We start from the raw sequence: 18,704 nt of genomic DNA, 5'->3' as shown, positions 1-18,704 counted from the left end.
AAGATAACTCGCGCGCTTTATAAGCGCGCATCTTCAGTAGATCAAGAAACTAGGTTAACAAAAAACAGTACGATACTGTCCCAAAGGCGTTTCAAAATACCGCCCTCTTCGACGGCCTGCAAGGCAACCAGCGGCACACGAAGTTTTTCTTCACCCGCCAAACTTACCACTAACTCACCGTGTTCCTGATCTGCAGTGATAGGCGCAATTAGGACTTCATCCACGTTAAGCTGGGCATCCAAAGCATCGCTTTTCCCACGCGGGATAGTGATATACACATCTTTTTGCACACCAAGGCTCACTTCCTCGCTATCACCTTTCCACACTTTCGAACGGGTCAGTTCAGTACCCGCTGCATAGAGCTGATGAGTCTCAAAATAGCGGAAGCCATAAGACAATAATTTTTGTGTTTCACGCTCGCGAGCTTGCGTACTACTCGTCCCCATCACCACCGAAATTAATCGCATACCTTCGCGCTTCGCCGAGGTCACTAGGCAGTACCCAGCCGTTGTGGTGTGGCCAGTCTTCAAGCCATCTACACTCGGATCGCTCCACAGCAAGCCATTGCGGTTACTTTGCTTAATATTATTGAACACAAAGTCGTGTTCACTATAGAGGGCATATTCATTTTTGTAGGCAATAATCGCTTTCGCCAAAATTGCTAGGTCGCGAGCCGACGTGTAGTGTTCTGGGTCCGGTAAACCGTGAGAGTTCACGAAATGGCTATTTGTCATTCCCAGCATAGCCGCATGCTGATTCATCATGCCCGCAAACGCGTCTTCGCTACCGGCAATATGTTCGGCAACTGCAACGCTGGCGTCATTACCGGAAGAGATAACAACACCCTTGTGTAATTCGCCAAGTGGAACCTGTTTGCCGACCTCAATCCACATTAACGATGAACCGTTAAAAATAGGGTTTTGAGCCCAGGCATTCTTGCTTATCGTCACCATGTCTTCATTGCTGACTTGGCCGCGTTCAAGCTCATAAGACAGCACATAGCTTGTCATTAACTTGGTTAAACTTGCTGGCGGTAGGCGTTCATCTGCGTTGTGTTCAATCAACACCTTTCCGCTATTCGCGTCCATCAAAAAATAGGCCGACGCCGCTACGCTAGGTGCTGCCGGAACCAAATCTGGCTGAGCCATAGCAGTAGACGACATTACTATTGTTGCCGCAAAGGCTGCAAACACGTGCTTAAACATAAGACCCTTATCTGCTCTCGTTAACTTCAGGAGTCACCGGCTTCGACCACTAAATGTGATTCGCCGGACCATTGTTGTTGTAGTATCTTTTTCGCAGCCTGTGCTGACGAATAATCGACGAACGGCCCTACTCTGACACGATGCATCGCCGATCCATGTGCGCCGCTAGACGCAATCATTACCGGGTAGCTAAGACCCGCACTTAACTGCCGCTGTAACGCATTCGCCGAGTCTAACTGAGTGAACGCAGCTACCTGCAAATAATAACGCGCAGCATCTGTACTTGAGGACGCGTAGGTATTATCCGTGTCAATGACCTCAATTTCCACCCGTGCGGTGCCCCGGTCTGCGTATCCTAGCTTCACGGCGGCGGCATATGAGAGATCTATAATCCGCTCTGAATGAAATGGCCCACGGTCGTTCACTCGTACCACCGCGGTGCGGCCATTATCCAGATTAGTCACTTTGACATAAACTGGAATTGGCAAAGTACGATGAGCGGCACTCATTTCATAAAGGCTATAGGTTTCGCCATTCGACGTAGCGTGACCATGAAATTTAGTCCCGTACCACGATGCGATGCCCCGTTCTTTGTAGCCGCGATATTGTTCAATTAGCTGATATTCTTGGCCATTAACAATATAGGGGCTAATATTCCCGGCAACACGCAATACCTCATGACGCGGCTCGGCATCCATAATACTATTGGGATCTAACTTCTGCAGTGGTGCGCCGTCCTTATCTAATTGATAACGAGAGCTGCCCTGACTGGTCACTGGCGGCTTGCTAGTGACGGTACTATCTTTCTTTTCTGAATCAACTTGCTGTAGCGGCGCGCACGCAGCTACAGCCAACATTGTCAGTAAGACAAGTGCTCTAGATCTCAAGATGATGACGCCTCATGCATTTGCGCAGCGATTAACTGGCTTAGCTGATACGCCGCCATCGCATACATCGCACTATGGTTATAGCGAGTAATAACATAAAAGTTTTGCAAACCGATCCAGTACTCATCGCCACTTTCACCATCTAACTTCATTGCTGTCGCTTTTAAACTCGGCGCGAACGCATGATCGGCGTCTATTCCTGCCTTACTTAATTCAGCAAGAGTTTTCTCTGGTTTCAGACCTGCATTGAACAAGCTTTCATCAACACCTTTCTTTATTACTGCGCCGGAAACAACCGGCTCACCATAGCGCCAACCATGGCGTTTAAAGTAATTCGCCACGCTGCCGATAGCGTCCACTGAGCTATTCACAATATCAATTTGACCGTTGCCGTCAAAATCAACCGCATAGGCACGATAGCTACTTGGAATAAACTGCCCGAACCCCATAGCGCCAGCATATGAGCCTTTTAGACTAAAAGGCTCAAGTCCCTGTTCGCGCACCATCAACATGTATTCTTCTAACTGACCCAGAAAAAAAGTTCCGCGACGGGGAAAATCAAAACCCAGCGTCGCCAGCGCATCAACTACTCGGTAGCTGCCTTTATTGCGACCAAAGCGAGTCTCTACACCAATAATACCGACAATCATCGATGCCGGAACGCCGTATTCCTTTTCAGCCCGCGCTAGCTCTTCTTTATGTTCATTCCAAAATTCAACACCTTGAGCAACGCGGGAATCTTGGATGAAAATATTACGGTAGCGCCCCCAGGTCATAACCGACTCGGCAGGTCGTGACATCGCATCTAATATAGATTGCTTTGGTTCTGCTTGTTTCAAAATCGCCATTACCCACTCACGATCAAAATTATGCTTTTCGACCATGGTGTTAACAAACGCTTCCGAACCAGGATGATGACTATAGTCGGCGTGTGCCGTGACCGATACCATCAACGCAACAACTGCTCCGCCAACTAACTTTTTAATGACCTGTCTTTGCTTATTTTGTTTTTTCACGTTGTGTCCTATCATTATTGATGCACCAATCGCTCATCAGCGCAAATACCCATCAAAACACCAAACCCTACCAATAAGCTGACCAGAGAGGTTCCGCCTTGACTCACCAACGGCAGGGGAACTCCCACCACTGGCAATAAACCTGACACCATGCCCATGTTTACAAATACATAGACAAAGAAAGTAAGAATAATACTCCCGCCTAAAAGGCGTCCGAAGCAATGTTTTGCCTGCGAGGCAATCCACAAGCCCCGACTAATAATCAAGCCATAGAGTAACAGTAACAGCAACACGCCTCTTAGGCCGAATTCCTCAGCCAAAACTGCGATGATAAAATCGGTGTGACTTTCAGGCAAAAAGTCCAAATGTGATTGAGTGCCGAGCATCCAGCCCTTACCCTCAAAGCCGCCGGAACCGATTGCAGTCTTTGATTGAATGATATTCCAGCCAGCACCTAGTTTGTCGAGCTCAGGATTAAGTAGGGTCAAAATACGCTGACGCTGATAATCATGGAGCACAAATTCCCACATGGGATACGCCATTAACGCGAGCAGTCCCATGCAAGAGGCGATGAAAGTCCAGCTAATACCCGACAAAAACAAGACGAAAATACCGGATGTCGCGATCAATATCGACGTACCCAGATCAGGCTGCATTACAATCAATATTGTAGGTAGAAAAATAAGCAACAAACTGATTAAGGTATGCCTAAACCCTGGTGGTAAGGGATGTATCGACAGATACCAAGCCACCGCCATCGGTAAAACTAATTTTGCCAATTCAGAGGGTTGAAAACGGAAACCGCCGACACCAAGCCAACGCTGGGCACCTTTGGCACCCACACCAACAAAGTCGACTGCCAGCAAAAGAAGTAGCACACCAATATAGGCGAAGGGAGCCCAGCGCTGTAATTGCTCTGGATGGAGCTGGGCGACTAAAATCATGACAACAAAGGCCACCGACAGAAAACGCCCCTGCCGCAATACCGCAGCCATGCTGCCATCACTGGCACTATAAAGTACCGCCAAGCCGACGCCGCTTAATATCAGCAGGAGTATTAACAGGGGAATATCAATTCGCAAACGCTGACTAATACTGCGCTGGTTGCCCATACTCCGGCTATCGCCCGGCATTTGCCGCAGAAAATCAGAATTATTCATGGTTTTCCGCTCCAGCTAAGGCGGCTACTGCGTCTTGGCTATTTTCAGTCTCGGGAACACTATCTTTTGGCTTACCTAGCAAATAAGCATCTATCACTTTCCGCGCCGCAGGGCCCGCTACGCTTCCGCCATGTTCGCCATTTTCTATAACAACCGCAACGGCAATTTTCGGATCATCGGCCGGCGCAAAGGCAATGAACAGGGCGTGATCTCGATTGCGAGCGTGCAGCGCACTCGAATCGTATTTTTCGCCAGCCGCAATGCCCACAACCTGCGCAGTACCGCTCTTCGCCGCCATCCGGTAAGTCAACCCTGCCTTCAAACCCCTACCTGTGCCACGCGCGCTATTTACCACTTGTTCCATAGACCGAGTAATCGCATCCCAATTGGCACTCGAGACATCTTCCATCTTACCCATCAAGGGAGCAACTACTGGTACATCCCCCACCGACGCCAATAAACGCGGCGCGCGCAACTCACCGCGCGAAGCAATCACCGAGGTCGCCACCGCTAGCTGTAATGGTGTTGCAAGCATGAAACCTTGACCAATGCCGACATTAATCGTCTCGCCAGGATACCAATGTCCACCGCGACTCTGTTCTTTCCACTCGCGGGACGGCATTAAACCCGAGCGCTCATTGGTATTGTCAATTCCGGTGGCATTACCGAGGCCAAAGCGAATACCAAAATTATGCAACCGATCTATACCGAGCTTGTAGGCAAGCTCATAAAAATACACATCGCAGGATTCAACTACCGCATCCTCTAAATTTATTGACGAACCGTGACCACCCCGCTTCCAATCGCGATATCTGCGGCTATCATCAGGCAAACTAAACCAACCGGGGTCATAAATTCTAGTCGTCGGTGTTATCACGCCGTAATGCAACCCTGCCAACCCCCAAATCGGCTTAATTGTTGAAGCCGGTGGATACTGGCCCTGCAGGGTACGGTTGTACAAAGGAAGATCAGGGTCGTTTTGCAAGGCGTTGTAGTCAGTTGAACTGATGCCATTTACAAATAGATTAGTGTCATAACCCGGCGCACTCACCATGGCAATCACGCCACCTGTATGGGGATCCATCGCCACGATGGCGCCCCGCTGCCCTTCAAGTGCGTCATAAGCAACCCGCTGGACATAGGCATCTACATTCAGCTTGATGTCGCCACCGGGCAAGGGGTCATGCCGCTCTAAGACACGCAAAATACGACCATGCGCATTACTTTCTACGTTTTGGTAACCGACCGTACCGTGCAGTAATTCTTCATAATATTTTTCCAGCCCAATTTTGCCGATATAGTGAGTGCCGCTGTAATTTACCGGATCAATTACATCGACTTCGCGCTCACCAATACGGCCAACATACCCCAACATGTGGGCAAATAGCTCGCCCTCTGGGTAATGACGTACCAACTGAGCGTCGATCTCTACGCCAGGAACGCGGTGGCGATTGACCGCCAATTTAGCGATATCTTCATCGCTAACACGAAATTTTAAGGGCACAGCTTCATAGGGACGGCGACGGCTTAAGCGTTTACGAAATTGCTCAATATCGTCATCACTTAGGGGAATAATTTCATTAATAATCGCCAAGGTGTCGTCCAAGGACTGCACCCGCTCTTTAACCACTGTCAGGGTATAGCTTGGAATATTCTCAGCCAACAACATGCCATTACGATCAAAAATAAGTCCGCGCTTTGGCGCAATTGGCAATAATTGGATTCTGTTGCGATCAGACTGGGTCTTATAAATATCGTAATCTGAAATTTGTAACTGCGAGTATCGCGCGACAACAATCGTCGTCATCGTCAACAGAATTAAGATCGATACAGTAACGCGATGACGATAAACACGACGTTCATGGAAGGTATTTTTAAGCTGCTGGCGTCGCGTCATATTACTCAGCCATTAGCGATGATAGGGATGGTTATTGAGAATAGTCCATGCGCGATACAACTGCTCTGCGAAAATCACCCGCACCAAAGGATGCGGTAAAGTCATCGCTGACAGCGACCATTTCTGCTTTGCCAGCGCTAAGCAAGACGCGCTTAAGCCATCTGGGCCACCCACTAAAATACTTATATTGTCGCCATCCATCTGCCAACTGCGCAAAGCCTCAGACAGCCCTTCTGTACTGACTGCTTTGCCAAGTACGTCAAGGGCGATCACTCTGTCACCCGCTGGAATCGCCGCCGTCATCGCCTCTCCCTCTTGAGCAATAGCGCGGCGAATATCAGTATTCTTGCCCCGTTTAGGCAGGGGTAATTCTTTAATCTCGAAATTAATTTCCGACGGAAGGCGCTTACGGTATTCCGCAACCCCTTCTTCAACCCAGCTCGGCATTTTAGTGCCGATGCAAATCAGACTAATCCTCATCGCTTCCCGGCACGGGTACTTGCCATAGACGCTCAAGATCGTAGAACAAACGCGCTTCAGGGAGCATAACGTGAACAACCACATCACCTAGATCAACCAACACCCAGTCGCCGGTATCTTCGCCTTCCATACCTAAAGGCACGATGCCACGTTTTTTTACTTCAACCCAGACATTGTGAGCCAGTGATTTCACATGGCGATTAGACGTGCCGCTGCACACCACCATAAAATCAGTTACGCCGCTCATTTCACGTATATCCAAAGCCACAATTTCGCGACCTTTTACATCTTCAAGCGAGTCAATAACTAGCTTTTTAAGTTGTTCAGCATCCATCAAACAGGAGTTCCTATGTCTTTCACTAAGTATATAAACCGTGTTCAGCGATATAGTCCGCGACGACGTCGGGAACAAGGTATCTAATCGACCTACCGGAGGCCAGCCGTTGTCTAATATCCGTCGCCGAAATTGGCAACTGAATTAGACCTAACTCAAAAAAACCACCGGCGCTCATCGCCGTCAGTGCTCTCGCGCTCAAAACACGCCGTGCAGATACAAATTCGTTTACCGACGAATCCGCCGCTAAAGGGTAATCCGCGCGATGTAATAGCAACACATTCGCCAAACCAAATAGCGACCGCCAATCCTGCCAGCGATGCAATTTATTGTACGCATCGCTGCCCATTACCACTGTTAATGACACCGCGGCCCCTAACTCAGCGCGCAAATCACGCAGCGTGTCCACCGTATAGGATGGCCCATCGCGCAATAACTCGCGGTCATCAACTCGTATACCAAACTCATCCCGTATCGCCGCGCTTACCATTGCCAAACGCTGGCGGCTCTCGGCTCCCGGCTCACCGCGCAGGGGCGGTCTATGGCTAGGCATTAGCCTCAGTTCATCTACACCAAGGGCTTCTTTAATCTCAATTGCTGAGCGCAGATGACCATTATGCACAGGGTCGAATGTACCGCCGAAAATTGCGACAGAACTCTCTATGCCATTAATCCCTGATGTTTGTTGCGACAACTCTGTCATTTAGCCACGGATATGGCCGTCGCCCAGCACAATATATTTCTGCGAGGTCAGACCCTCTAAACCAACAGGGCCACGGGCGTGAATTTTATCCGTTGAAATACCAATTTCGGCACCCAGACCATATTCAAAACCGTCGGCGAAGCGAGTTGACGCGTTGATCATTACCGAACTGGAATCCACTTCACGCAGAAAACGACGGCCCGTGGTGTAATTTTCAGTCACAATAGATTCGGTGTGACCCGAGCTGTAATGAGAGATATGATCCATCGCCTCGTCTAAACCCGACACCACACGAATCGACAAAATCGGTGCGAGATACTCCGTCGCCCAATCTTCATCCGTCGCATCGGCAGCCCCCATCAACACCTGCCGAGTACGCGGACAACCGCGTAGTTCAACACCCTTCTCAATCATGGCGTCGGCGATTCTAGGTAACAGCTCTTCTGCTCGGCTTTCAGCGATCAAAAGGGTTTCCATGGTATTGCAGGTACCGTAGCGATGAGTTTTCGCATTTAATGCAATCGCAAATGCCTTGTCGGCGTCAGCTGCATCGTCGATATACACATGACAAATACCATCTAAATGCTTGATCACTGTTACCGTGGCATCACGAGCGATGCGCTCAATAAGCCCTTTACCGCCGCGTGGTACTACCACATCGACGAACTCTGGCATGGTAATTAACTCACCTACTGCGGCTCGATCCGTTGTTTCCAATACTTGAACCGCGGTTTCCGGCAGTCCGGCCGCCGCTAAACCTTCGCGAATACACGCAGCCAAAGCCTGATTAGAATGAATAGCCTCGGAACCGCCACGCAAAATGGCCGCGTTGCCTGACTTCAAACATAAACTGGCCGCTTCTAAGGTGACGTTGGGCCGAGACTCATAAATGATGCCAATGACACCCAGCGGCACACGCATTTTGCCGACTTGAATACCACTAGGCCGATAATTCATATCCGTAATAGCGCCAACCGGATCTGCCAACGCAGCAACCTGTTGTAAACCTTCAATAATTCCGTCGATGCCCTTGGCATCGAGAGCCAATCGATCCATCAACGCTGGCTCCAAGCCGTTAGCTTCGCCAGCGATAAGATCCTTTGCATTGGCGGCAAGAATTTCAACGCGATGTGCGTCCACCGACGCCGCCATGGCGAGCAGGGCACTATTTTTTACACCGCTATCAGCGGCAGCAACCGCCCGCGACGCTTGCCGAGCTTGGCGCCCCAACTGACTCATGTATTGCTTAATGTCCACCGACATAGTCTTCCCCGCACTCCTCGCCGCACTCTTCAACAAAAAACAGCGAGGTTAAATAACCGATATCATCTCAGCAGCAATCTGCAAGACAACAAGCTGCAACGCAAAAACCTGCGCCGCGCATAAAAAAAGAGGACTAGTATAGCGGATTGGAAATGGTCTCACTATCGACAATATATGTATGTCGCGCTAAGCCTAGCTAGCGAGGCTGTCGAGAACATCGTGAAGCGCATTTAAACGAAGCAAGGGCTCGTCAATACTCAGCAGTTGATAGGCTTGCTCTGCTGGCAATGGGAGGATCTGAGCTAATCGATTGGCGAGGGCACCCGCCTCATCGATATCCATTGTCATGCCTAGGCGCTGAACATGGGGATGCTCTCCCAACTGAAGCAACATATCGTGCAATTCTTCACTGCGCGCCGGCAAAGGTTGATCTTCACGCTCAGGCAACCACGCAATATCGCCCAGATATAAACCGCTATCTGCTTGCCCTGCCTGATTAATTCTAAAACGACGACCACCCTCGACAACCACACCCAACAAGCCGTCTGGCAATTGATCCCAGTCAGCAATTCGCGCCTCAGTACCAATTAGCGCCAGCGTCGATGGCCGTTCGCCAGGAGACAGCACCTCTTTACCGCCCTCTGGCAACCACACAATCCCAAAACTATCTTGTGCGCGCAAGGTGTCGCGCACCATATCCAAATAGCGACGCTCAAAGATCCGCAAACCCATGCGACCACCGGGAAAAAGCACCGAGCGCAGCGGAAAAAACGGAAATTCCTTACGCTCGCCGGGCGTGACCTCAGGCATTAGGCCTTGTCTCCCGCCTCTGGCCCCAGAGGTTTAATCAGCAAAATCAACTTAGGCAGTAAGAGCATAGCGCCGAGCAATGCCGCTACCATCGCAAGCCCGGTCAGCAAACCGAAGTAAATACTGGGTGTAAAATTAGACAGTGCCAAGATGGAGAAACCAAAGACAATAATCACCGAGGTGTAATACATTGCCTTACCAATACTGGCATGACTGCGATACATCGCCGCCAGATAATTTCGGTCATGGGCAAATTCTTCTTTAAAACGATGAACATAGTGAATGGTGTCATCCACACCAATACCAACGGTAATCGCTGCAATCGTAATGGTCATCATATCAAGCGGAATACCCGCCAAGCCCATCCCGCCGAGCACCGCACCCGCCGCCAACAGATTTGGCGTCAAGGCGATCAAGGCCAAACTCAACGAGCGGAAAAGCACCACAAACATAGCGAGAATAGCCACAAATACCGCGCTCAACGTCATGATTTGCGAGGTAAACAAGCTTTGCAGCATATTGTTATAAAGCACCAGCATGCCGGTAAGATGAACCTGATCTGGCTCAAAACCCAGCTCATCGATTAGATGCGCACGAATATCCAATAACAACTGCTGACGATGCAAGGTACGGCTAGTTTCCTTAACCCGCACACTGATGCGCACCTGATCAACATCAGCTGATAAATACGGATCAACCAAAATTGAGGTTATCGACTCTGGCAGCGAACGCTGTGCCAACGCTAATTGCAAATCATCGACATTGCCCATCACGATCTGCATAACATCGTAGAATGTTGCCAATGACAGCACTTTGCCAGTCTCAGGTAGGCTATCGATGTAATCGTGAACAGACTGAATACGTTTCATACCCGCCACGGTAAACCATTCGCTCTGTGATGCTGCGTTATCATCACTGCCAAAATCATCACCGAAGTCATCGCTGAAGTCATCGGCAAAATCATTACTAAATTCATTGTCGGCGGCAGCAGGCATAGCCGCGGCAGGCTTGGCTTTTGGCAGATCGAGAATAATATCTAGCGGGATTGTGCCACCCAATTCAGAATCGATGGTCTCCATACCCTGATATATTTCGGTCGTATCATGGAAGTAATCGATAAAGCGATTTTCAACTTTTAACTGCGTAATTCCCCACACACTCAGTGCCAACAAGCCAAAGGAAACCACCAAAATAGTTTTACCGTAATGCTCGGCAGCTGCCGCAAAGTAGTGGGTTAAGGCAGCTGAGTTATCCTTGCTGAGTTTTTCTTCCCGCGGCTTCATCAGCATCAACACACAGGGCAATACAATAAAGGTCATCGCCAAAGCCGCGAGAACGCCAATTGCCATCATCCAACCAAAATCGATCACCGGCCGAATACCACTCACGACCAAAGATCCAAAAGCCACCAAGGTGGTCAATGACGTGTAAACACAGGGGCGTATCATTACACCCACTGTTTCAGAGATTAGGGTGAATTGATCTGCATCTGGCTGCGCAGACGCATACTCGCGAAAGCGCACCACCAAATGTATGGTGATCGAAAGCGTAATAATTAATAACAGGGCAACAAAATTCGCGGAAATAACCGTCAAACGCCAATCGAGAAAACTCAGCAAACCCAACATAAACGTCACGGTTAGCACGCAGGTCGCCAGGGGTAACAAGACCCATCGCCAGCTCCGGAAGATCACCACCAATAACGCGATAATAAACAACAAAATACCGGTACCAAACACCCGCAAATCGCTTTTTACAAAGTCGATCATGTCCACAGCGATCATCGGCACACCGCCCAAGAACACGGTAGCGTCGCCGCGATAGTCCTTCACGATATCCCTAGCCTGCGCGACCAATTCCGCCTGCCTTTCGTGGGCCTCGCTGGTGTAATCTGCAAATGTTGTTTCTAACTCAGCAAGCTCGGCTCTTTCGGCACTATTAATCGTTTCCTTAGTCGCTTTTTCACGCAGCGCGTCACGCGCGTTGAGTAATTCAAAGTAGCGTTCATCACGCTTCAAATTTACCTGTATCGCCGTAGTGGAGCCGTCAACACTGGTCAGCAAAGATTTATAAATCGGGCTATTCGCCAGCTCTTTTTTTACTAACTCAATATCAATTCCCGGCGTTCGGAGTGTCGGTATATCACCCGCGGTGACCTGACTCAGTGACACCCTTGGGCTTTGTAGTAGGGGAACATCCAGAATCGAATTTACTGAGGAAACATTAGGCAGCGCCGCCATGCGACCACGCAATTCATCCAGCGTTTTCAACTGTTCCGGTGCGAAAAGGTCACCTTTAGGCTGGTAGGTAACCAATAAGAAGTCTTCCGAGCCGTAGCGCTTACTAATTTCGCGATAGTATTCCAGTGACGTATCGCCCTCGAGTACGAGAGCATCCGCAGAGGCATCCAACTTCAGTGTGGGGATATATGTCGCCAAAAAGCCGACACCCAGCAGTAACAAGGCCATCACCCAAAATGCGTTCTTTAACACCACGCGTTGATACAATGAAAACAGCGCCGCACCCATGCCAAACCCTCAAGAAATCAATTATTGCCGGCGTAATTGCAACCGGTTCTTTTCGTAATACACTATCCGCCCAAGCGGTAAAATAACCTTCGATCTACTCACCCCAGCGCGGTACTAGGGTCTGCGCCACACCAAGATGATCAAGAATACGCGCCACAACAAAATCAACTAAGTCTGCCACGCTTTGGGGTTGCCGATAAAATCCCGGCGACGCGGGCATAATCGTCGCCCCCATCTGCGTCAAACTCAGCATATGCTGCAAGTGAATGGCCGATAGCGGCATTTCCCTTGGCACCAAAATCAATTGGCGACGCTCTTTGAGCGCAACATCCGCCGCGCGTTCAATTAAATTATTACTGGCACCACAGGCAATAGCAGACAAGGTTCCCGTACTCGCCGGACACACTACCATAGACGAAGGCGCTCCACTTCCCGAAGCTACCGGCGCCATCCAATCTTCTGGACCATGAACTTTAAGTTGTTCTGGGGTCACCGAAAAACGCTCGCACAAATGACGCAACAAGGCGCTGGGGCGCGCTGGCAAAGGCTCATCCATCTCCGTTGCAACGACTAACAGCGCGGCCTTCGAGATCATAAAATGCACTTCGCAGCCGGCATTGAGCAAACACTCTAGTAAGCGAAGACCATACTGCGCACCAGACGCGCCTGTCATCGCCAAGGTCACGGCTTTCATTACGTTGTCTCCCAGCGCGCCTTCAATGCCGCCATTATTCGCTGGTGCACACCGGCGAAGCCACCATTACTCATTATGACCAAATGATCACCATCGTTTAAGGAATCTGCCAATTCACGAACACTTAAGTCGAGATCAGTACTTAATCTAGCCGGTGTCGGGCTTCCCTCAATCACGGAATCTAAAGACCAGTCCAAGCCTGGGGGTTGATACCAAATAACCTCGTCTGCACAAGCCGTGGCGGGCGCTAGTCGATCTTTATACACCCCCATACGCATAGTATTAGACCGCGGTTCAATCAAGGCGACAATTCGACCACTATCGACCCGCCCGCGCAAACCCTCAAGGGTTGTCGCAATTGCCGTAGGGTGATGCGCGAAATCATCATAAACAGAAATACCGGCAACCGTTCCGAGCAACTCCATGCGCCGTTTAACGCCACCAAACTGGCAGAGTGCGGAAATGCCATCTTTCGGCTGAACGCCGATATGGTGCGCCGCCGCAAGTGCCGCAAGCGCGTTATTCACATTGTGCTCGCCGCTATGCGTCCAGTTCACCTGCCCCTGCACCACGCCACGATATAGCACGTCGAAGCTAGAAAAATCATCACTATGCACGTCGGCCTGCCACTCGGCAGACTTATCTCGGCAACTGCTTACCCGCTCGACTTCACTCCAACACCCCATCGCTAACACAGCATCAAGCGCCGGCTCATCCGCAGGTACAACAATGCGTCCTATTGCCGGAATAGTGCGAACCAAATGATGGAACTGACGCTGAATCGCCCCCAAGTCATCAAAAATATCCGCATGGTCAAATTCAAGATTATTGAGAATGGCAGTATAAGGACGGTAGTGAACAAATTTAGAACGCTTATCGAAAAAGGCGCTATCGTACTCATCAGCTTCAATGACGAAAAAGTCAGAGCCGCCAAGGCGAGCAGATAACCCAAAATCCCCAGGCACACCGCCAATCAAAAATCCCGGCTGAAAGCCACAGTCTTCAAGCACCCACGCCAACATACTGCTTGTGGTGGTCTTACCGTGAGTACCCGCGCACGCCAAAACCCAGCGACTCTGCAACACATGATCACTCAACCACTGCGGCCCAGAAGTATAGGGAATACCACGGTTTAACACATGCTCTACCGCAGGATTACCCCGTGACATCGCGTTACCGATGACCACTAAATCTGGCTCAGGGGATAAATGAGCCGGATCATAACCTTCCATTAGGGTTATACCCTGAGCCTCAAGCTGCGTACTCATGGGTGGATACACATTGGCATCTGAGCCAGTAACCGTATGGCCTAATTCCCGAGCGAGAATAGCCAAGCCACCCATAAACGTACCGCAAATACCTAATATATGGAGATGCATAAATGAAAACGCCACACGAAAAATTCTGTGTGGCATGGTATCACCGCTATCGCGCCAGCTCTACGCAAACGCAAGAAGAGCTGCGAGCAACTGTAATTTTACATAGACAAGGTCAGCCAGCGGCAAATCGGTCATCCGCGTAGACCGCAAAACGACAAACGGATGGGCGTGGCCGAGACACCAGCGCTGAACTCGGCTAGATTTACAAACCGACACCAACTACTGCACGGATCATTCGCCACACCACTAGCACAAATGCGCGCTAAGTCCCAAAACGTGACCGCGCTAATTGCTCATCAATACACATGCAGATACCCTTCAGCACACAACAATATCAATCGATAAACCACTTAGCTATTTACGACGTAATTGATACATCGACATTTTTTACACTTGGAGCTGACATGAACCCCTTGAAAATAATTCTAATAAGCACTGCCCTATCTATAGCGAGCACTGCTCACTCACAAGTTGGATCCGAAGGACTAGTAGGAGGCCTACTCCCTTCGGTAACAGGAATTGCAAGCCAATCACTTCTACCAGTTGTAAGCGGTCTTTCCGCCGAAAATGAACTTATTGGCAGCGTAGCGTCCATGGCCAGCGACCTACTAAACACCACACTCAATACCGCACTGCCTCTCCCTGTACAAGGCTTAGACGTGTTGATTACTGCAGTTGACGGGCTAACTGACAATGGCGCAACTCTGCAACTAGGTGGCCTTACACCTGTGATTCTTAATCTCACGGAAACGGCATCAATACCGTTGATAGGCGGCGCAGTAGAAGGTGGGATTTTTTAGTTCCTAGCAATCGCGCTTTACGGAGTTAGCTTGCTGTTCATCGATGAAATAAGAACAGCAAACCAACTCCGTTTTGACTCTCCAAATCAACAATTCTACTAATAATCCATCACTGTCACGCTAGCTATATGCTAACGAAATCAGCTTTAGTTACTCAGAAAAATTAATAATTAATGTTAAAGGTTAACCACACTTTTTGGGTATCAACCAAGATCAAACCACCGCCATTAAATGGCTTAGAATCACCAGCGCGGTAACTTGCGTAACGCAACTCCGCAGAATATGGGCCCCAGCTTTTGCCAATAAAGCCACCAAACTCCGTACCAAGGTCATCGCCGCCGGTCGCATTATCTTGGTCTGGGGTAAAATCGTGGTAGGCTACTTGCCAATTCATTCCGAAAGCGGCGCCGGACAACGTCACATAGGCGTCGTTTATACCTTCACTAATATTACCTAGACCCTTGTTAAGGAAGTTATCTGTCCAACCTTGAAATTTAAACAAGGTTGCCAAGGGAGTAATAAAAAAGCCATCGTCGTCGGCACTTAAGACTTCGTAACCAAGCCCAATGACAATCGGCGCAACATTAATATTTGCCTCAGCTAACATGTAATCAGCAGTGTAATCTGCTGGGTTATCGCCTGCACTTTCCTGCGTGGCATATTCAAGGTTATAAGAAACGACGCCCGCCTGCCCCTGCCAACGTAAACCGTAGGTATCGGTATCCATGCGCTTAAAGCCAGCAAAATTATCATCGGTTTCTAGTAGATAGGCGTAGCCGGTCAAACTGCCAGCCGGGAAGGTGTAATTAGCATTAAGTATATGGGAGTCCATTTCGGTATCACCGACGGGACTCGCTTCGCCAAAAATACGATTCACATTTGAAATATGCGCGTAAGTTATCTTTAAGTTTTCTACACTGCTATTTGCAAGGGTAAACGCATCATATGTCTGCTCATTTTGACGCCAGCCAACATGACCAACAAATCGATGATTATCCAAGGTTAAACGCTGACGACCGTATTTAAATTCGATATCCCAATTTTTATACGCTAAAAAGACTTGGTTAACTTCGGTGCCAACAGGATCCGCAATTAATGGCTCAGACACATTGCCATTGACACTATCGTTGGAACTACCTGCGAAATTACTTACGTCATCCATTTCGATAAAACCAGTAAAACCCTGATAAGCGTCAGTCTTAAAATTTAAACGCGTTCTAAGCGTTACAGCTCTACCGGTGTTTTCACCACTCGGCATATCCTCTGTCATGGACTCATATCGCAAACGCATATTCAAATGCGCTTCACCTTTGCTAAAGGCTTCGCCAAGAGATTCAGCGGAATAGGAATTTTGCGCGGCGAAAATTGCACACATAAAAAAAGCCAACCAAGGAAATTTAATAATATTCAAAACATATCTCCGAAAATTTAGGCATTAACGCCCTTAACTTAAGTAGCACTGCAATATTTTCTGAACGAAACACATTCACAAACTACCTTTAGCAAGGACAACGCCAAAACTTTCGAAAATAAAAAAATTATTATAAATCGTTATTTTTCATAAAGTTAAAATCTTAAAAATTATAAAAACAAAAAAACGCACCAAAAAATCCATCAGCACAAGATCAATAAGATTCATAAAAAAGCGCACCAGCACCAAACTAGCGCACAAACAAAAAATTACGCAAAATATATCGCACCGACATAATGCATAGTTATTTATATGGTAAACAATGGGAATTCAACAACATCTAACTACCGATAATTTTTATTTAATTTACGAAATATGATCTCGATAAATGTGATCGCTTAACGCTGCAAGCTCCACAGCAAACACACCAATAGGAAGAGGGAGATTGCCTGCCACGTACGCAACGGATTGCGTGTGAACAAGGGCTGAAATTCATTTTTCATGAACTCCGGATTCGGATGCTCTAGGTCATACACGAATTCTGATACATCGTTATAGCGCAGTTCAGGGCTAATACTTAGGGCGCGACTTAATGTAGCATCTAACCACAGAGGAACGTGCGGATTGTAATGACAAGCCGAAACGTACTCCAACCGAGAAAACGCAGCGGTCGTTGTGCAGTTTTGCAATCGACCCTGATAAGGCTGCTGACCGGTAAGCATCTCGAAAACAATAACGGCCAGCGAAAACTGGTCTGCCTTACTACTCGATCGCCGACCTAGCACGTGTTCCGGAGCCGAGTATTGCGCGGTCCCTAGCACCCTATCACGCTCTATCGGAACAGCTATCTCCGCCAAGCCAGCAACATAACAAGAGCCGAAGTCGATAATCTTAATCCCGCCATCGTCTCCCACCAGAATATTGTCAGGCTTTATATCTTGATGATATGTGTCTCGCCTGTGCATTGCTTGCAGCCCTTTCGCTACAGGCACAATGATATCTAGCATCGATTTCGTCGCGGGCTTTTGATTTTTTGTCATCCACTGCCTGAGCGTTAATCCCGGCGAATACGCAGACAAATAATATAAACAACTTGGCGCGTTTGGCGGCTCAATAACATCAATGACGTAGTCACTTTGAATACGCCGACCGATCCAACTTTCTAAAATAAAGCGCTCTATATAGGCAGGATCATCGTTAAAATTTGCCGACGGAGTTTTCATCACATAGTGACAATTTGCGGTTGCATCAAATACTTTATAGAGCTGACTGCGGGGACTGGCATGGATCTCTTCTTCAATAACCAAACCATCTACCACCATCCCCGCACTTAGGAGGGGAGGAAAAGACAACGCCGTTAACTTTCTATATACATCACCAGCATCTTCCAAGGGCAGGGCATCAACTAGTAACAACTGACAACTCAAATTGTCGTCGCTGCCCGCGGCCAAGGCCCCCTCTATTAAAAGCTGGCTAGCCGCCTGAAGATCCCCAGCACATTCACTAATTAGCGCCTGCATTCGCGAACTGCTAAGAACGTCGTGAATACCGTCTGTCGTCAATAAAAAAATATCATTTATAGCAACGTCAACTGCGCGATAATCGACGTCTAAATTAATATCTAGACCCATTGCGCGGGTCAGGTAAGACCGCCCACGGCCAATAGGCATTGCGTGATCACGGGTAAGCTGCTCGAGAAAGCCATCTCTCAAACGATAAATTCGGCTATCACCGACATGGAATAAATGCGCCGTTTGAGACTTAAAGATGGCGATGCTTAATGTAGACACATAGCCTTTTTCAGCCTGCAAATAATGCTGACCCCGACCATACAGCCAGCGATTAAGGGCATTTAGAATTTGCTGCGCAGAGCGCTTAACAGACCATGAATCTGGCGTAGAGTAGTAATCACTTAAGAAACTTGTCACACAGGTTTCCGCAGCTTCTTTCCCCGCCTCTGCCGCCGACACACCATCGGCAATAACGGCCACCGCGCCTTTTGTGGTAATTTGCTGATCTTCTGGCACCCGAATACCAAGACTATCTTCGTTAACCGCCTTTTGCCCAGCACTACTGTGCTGGGCAATGGACAATTTTAAACCGCCATCGAAATGCATCGGAGGGATTCCAAAAACTA

At 48.7% G+C, this 18,704-nt stretch carries 16 protein-coding genes; 1 reads left to right on the top strand and 15 read right to left on the bottom strand.

Going from position 1 to position 18,704, the window contains the following annotated elements:
• Positions 1 to 41: 41 nt before the first annotated feature.
• The 13 genes from O9X78_RS11060 to mpl all read right to left on the bottom strand — a co-directional run bounded on the left by O9X78_RS11060 (position 42) and on the right by mpl (position 14,356).
• Entirely contained in the window at positions 42 to 1,205 is a 1,164-nt protein-coding gene (locus O9X78_RS11060) for a D-alanyl-D-alanine carboxypeptidase family protein (protein WP_269619743.1), read from the bottom strand.
• 26 nt (positions 1,206 to 1,231) lie between these two features.
• Positions 1,232 to 2,092, bottom strand: coding sequence for a septal ring lytic transglycosylase RlpA family protein (locus O9X78_RS11055; RefSeq protein ID WP_269619742.1), 861 nt, complete (start codon positions 2,090 to 2,092; stop codon positions 1,232 to 1,234).
• The gene (gene mltB / locus O9X78_RS11050) at positions 2,089 to 3,042 is read right to left on the bottom strand and encodes a lytic murein transglycosylase B (protein ID WP_269619807.1); all 954 of its coding nucleotides are present in this window, start codon (positions 3,040 to 3,042) and stop codon (positions 2,089 to 2,091) included. Before mltB ends, O9X78_RS11055 begins: the two co-directional genes overlap by 4 nt.
• A gap of 80 nt (positions 3,043 to 3,122) precedes the next feature.
• Complete coding sequence (rodA, locus tag O9X78_RS11045) at positions 3,123 to 4,268, bottom strand: rod shape-determining protein RodA (protein WP_269619741.1); 1,146 nt, start codon at positions 4,266 to 4,268, stop codon at positions 3,123 to 3,125.
• Positions 4,261 to 6,165 (bottom strand): penicillin-binding protein 2, encoded by a 1,905-nt coding sequence (gene mrdA / locus O9X78_RS11040; RefSeq protein WP_269619740.1) that lies wholly within the window; start codon positions 6,163 to 6,165, stop codon positions 4,261 to 4,263. Before mrdA ends, rodA begins: the two co-directional genes overlap by 8 nt.
• Positions 6,166 to 6,177: 12 nt before the next feature.
• Positions 6,178 to 6,645, bottom strand: a complete 468-nt coding sequence (rlmH, locus tag O9X78_RS11035) for a 23S rRNA (pseudouridine(1915)-N(3))-methyltransferase RlmH (RefSeq protein WP_269619739.1) — start codon at positions 6,643 to 6,645, stop codon at positions 6,178 to 6,180.
• The gene (rsfS, locus tag O9X78_RS11030) at positions 6,635 to 6,979 is read right to left on the bottom strand and encodes a ribosome silencing factor (protein WP_269619738.1); all 345 of its coding nucleotides are present in this window, start codon (positions 6,977 to 6,979) and stop codon (positions 6,635 to 6,637) included. Before rsfS ends, rlmH begins: the two co-directional genes overlap by 11 nt.
• A gap of 25 nt (positions 6,980 to 7,004) precedes the next feature.
• On the bottom strand, positions 7,005 to 7,682 hold the full coding sequence (nadD, locus tag O9X78_RS11025; RefSeq protein ID WP_269619737.1) for a nicotinate-nucleotide adenylyltransferase: 678 nt from the start codon (positions 7,680 to 7,682) through the stop codon (positions 7,005 to 7,007).
• Positions 7,683 to 8,939 carry a glutamate-5-semialdehyde dehydrogenase gene (locus tag O9X78_RS11020; RefSeq protein ID WP_269619805.1) on the bottom strand — a complete coding sequence of 419 codons (1,257 nt, stop codon included), beginning with the start codon at positions 8,937 to 8,939 and terminating at the stop codon, positions 7,683 to 7,685.
• A 198-nt stretch (positions 8,940 to 9,137) separates the two neighbouring features.
• A complete protein-coding gene (locus tag O9X78_RS11015; RefSeq protein WP_269619736.1) occupies positions 9,138 to 9,755 on the bottom strand; it encodes an LON peptidase substrate-binding domain-containing protein in 618 nt (205 codons plus the stop codon).
• Complete coding sequence (locus O9X78_RS11010; RefSeq protein ID WP_269619735.1) at positions 9,755 to 12,283, bottom strand: efflux RND transporter permease subunit; 2,529 nt, start codon at positions 12,281 to 12,283, stop codon at positions 9,755 to 9,757. The genes O9X78_RS11015 and O9X78_RS11010 overlap by 1 nt, the downstream gene beginning before the upstream one ends.
• Positions 12,284 to 12,377: 94 nt before the next feature.
• Positions 12,378 to 12,977, bottom strand: a complete 600-nt coding sequence (locus O9X78_RS11005) for a flavin prenyltransferase UbiX (RefSeq protein WP_269619734.1) — start codon at positions 12,975 to 12,977, stop codon at positions 12,378 to 12,380.
• Positions 12,977 to 14,356, bottom strand: a complete 1,380-nt coding sequence (mpl, locus tag O9X78_RS11000) for a UDP-N-acetylmuramate:L-alanyl-gamma-D-glutamyl-meso-diaminopimelate ligase (RefSeq protein WP_269619804.1) — start codon at positions 14,354 to 14,356, stop codon at positions 12,977 to 12,979. Before mpl ends, O9X78_RS11005 begins: the two co-directional genes overlap by 1 nt.
• Positions 14,357 to 14,760: 404 nt before the next feature.
• Between mpl and O9X78_RS10995 the strand changes: the two genes are divergently transcribed.
• Complete coding sequence (locus O9X78_RS10995) at positions 14,761 to 15,156, top strand: hypothetical protein (protein ID WP_269619733.1); 396 nt, start codon at positions 14,761 to 14,763, stop codon at positions 15,154 to 15,156.
• Positions 15,157 to 15,319: 163 nt separating this feature from the next.
• On the opposite strand, the gene O9X78_RS10990 is transcribed toward O9X78_RS10995, so the two are convergent.
• Together O9X78_RS10990 and O9X78_RS10985 are read right to left on the bottom strand one after the other, a co-directional pair.
• Positions 15,320 to 16,567, bottom strand: coding sequence for an alginate export family protein (locus O9X78_RS10990; protein WP_269619732.1), 1,248 nt, complete (start codon positions 16,565 to 16,567; stop codon positions 15,320 to 15,322).
• A 398-nt stretch (positions 16,568 to 16,965) separates the two neighbouring features.
• Positions 16,966 to 18,684 (bottom strand): bifunctional protein-serine/threonine kinase/phosphatase, encoded by a 1,719-nt coding sequence (locus O9X78_RS10985; protein ID WP_269619731.1) that lies wholly within the window; start codon positions 18,682 to 18,684, stop codon positions 16,966 to 16,968.
• Positions 18,685 to 18,704 lie beyond the last annotated feature (20 nt).

It is taken from the genome of Zhongshania aquatica, from assembly GCF_027257955.1.
Classification (GTDB): domain Bacteria; phylum Pseudomonadota; class Gammaproteobacteria; order Pseudomonadales; family Spongiibacteraceae; genus Spongiibacter; species Spongiibacter aquatica.
This window is presented reverse-complemented; position numbering and strand designations above follow the sequence as displayed.

What these genes read in the sequence shown, in the direction of transcription:
- O9X78_RS11060 (WP_269619743.1), bottom strand. Translation starts at nt 1,205, where the DNA reads ATGTTTAAGCACGTGTTTGCAGCCTTTGCGGCAACAATAGTAATGTCG.
- mltB (WP_269619807.1), bottom strand. Translation starts at nt 3,042, where the DNA reads ATGGTATCGGTCACGGCACACGCCGACTATAGTCATCATCCTGGTTCG.
- rodA (WP_269619741.1), bottom strand. Translation starts at nt 4,268, where the DNA reads ATGAATAATTCTGATTTTCTGCGGCAAATGCCGGGCGATAGCCGGAGT.
- mrdA (WP_269619740.1), bottom strand. Translation starts at nt 6,165, where the DNA reads ATGACGCGACGCCAGCAGCTTAAAAATACCTTCCATGAACGTCGTGTT.
- rlmH (WP_269619739.1), bottom strand. Translation starts at nt 6,645, where the DNA reads ATGAGGATTAGTCTGATTTGCATCGGCACTAAAATGCCGAGCTGGGTT.
- rsfS (WP_269619738.1), bottom strand. Translation starts at nt 6,979, where the DNA reads ATGGATGCTGAACAACTTAAAAAGCTAGTTATTGACTCGCTTGAAGAT.
- nadD (WP_269619737.1), bottom strand. Translation starts at nt 7,682, where the DNA reads ATGACAGAGTTGTCGCAACAAACATCAGGGATTAATGGCATAGAGAGT.
- O9X78_RS11015 (WP_269619736.1), bottom strand. Translation starts at nt 9,755, where the DNA reads ATGCCTGAGGTCACGCCCGGCGAGCGTAAGGAATTTCCGTTTTTTCCG.
- O9X78_RS11010 (WP_269619735.1), bottom strand. Translation starts at nt 12,283, where the DNA reads ATGGGTGCGGCGCTGTTTTCATTGTATCAACGCGTGGTGTTAAAGAAC.
- O9X78_RS11005 (WP_269619734.1), bottom strand. Translation starts at nt 12,977, where the DNA reads ATGAAAGCCGTGACCTTGGCGATGACAGGCGCGTCTGGTGCGCAGTAT.
- mpl (WP_269619804.1), bottom strand. Translation starts at nt 14,356, where the DNA reads ATGCATCTCCATATATTAGGTATTTGCGGTACGTTTATGGGTGGCTTG.
- O9X78_RS10995 (WP_269619733.1), top strand. Translation starts at nt 14,761, where the DNA reads ATGAACCCCTTGAAAATAATTCTAATAAGCACTGCCCTATCTATAGCG.
- O9X78_RS10985 (WP_269619731.1), bottom strand. Translation starts at nt 18,684, where the DNA reads ATGCATTTCGATGGCGGTTTAAAATTGTCCATTGCCCAGCACAGTAGT.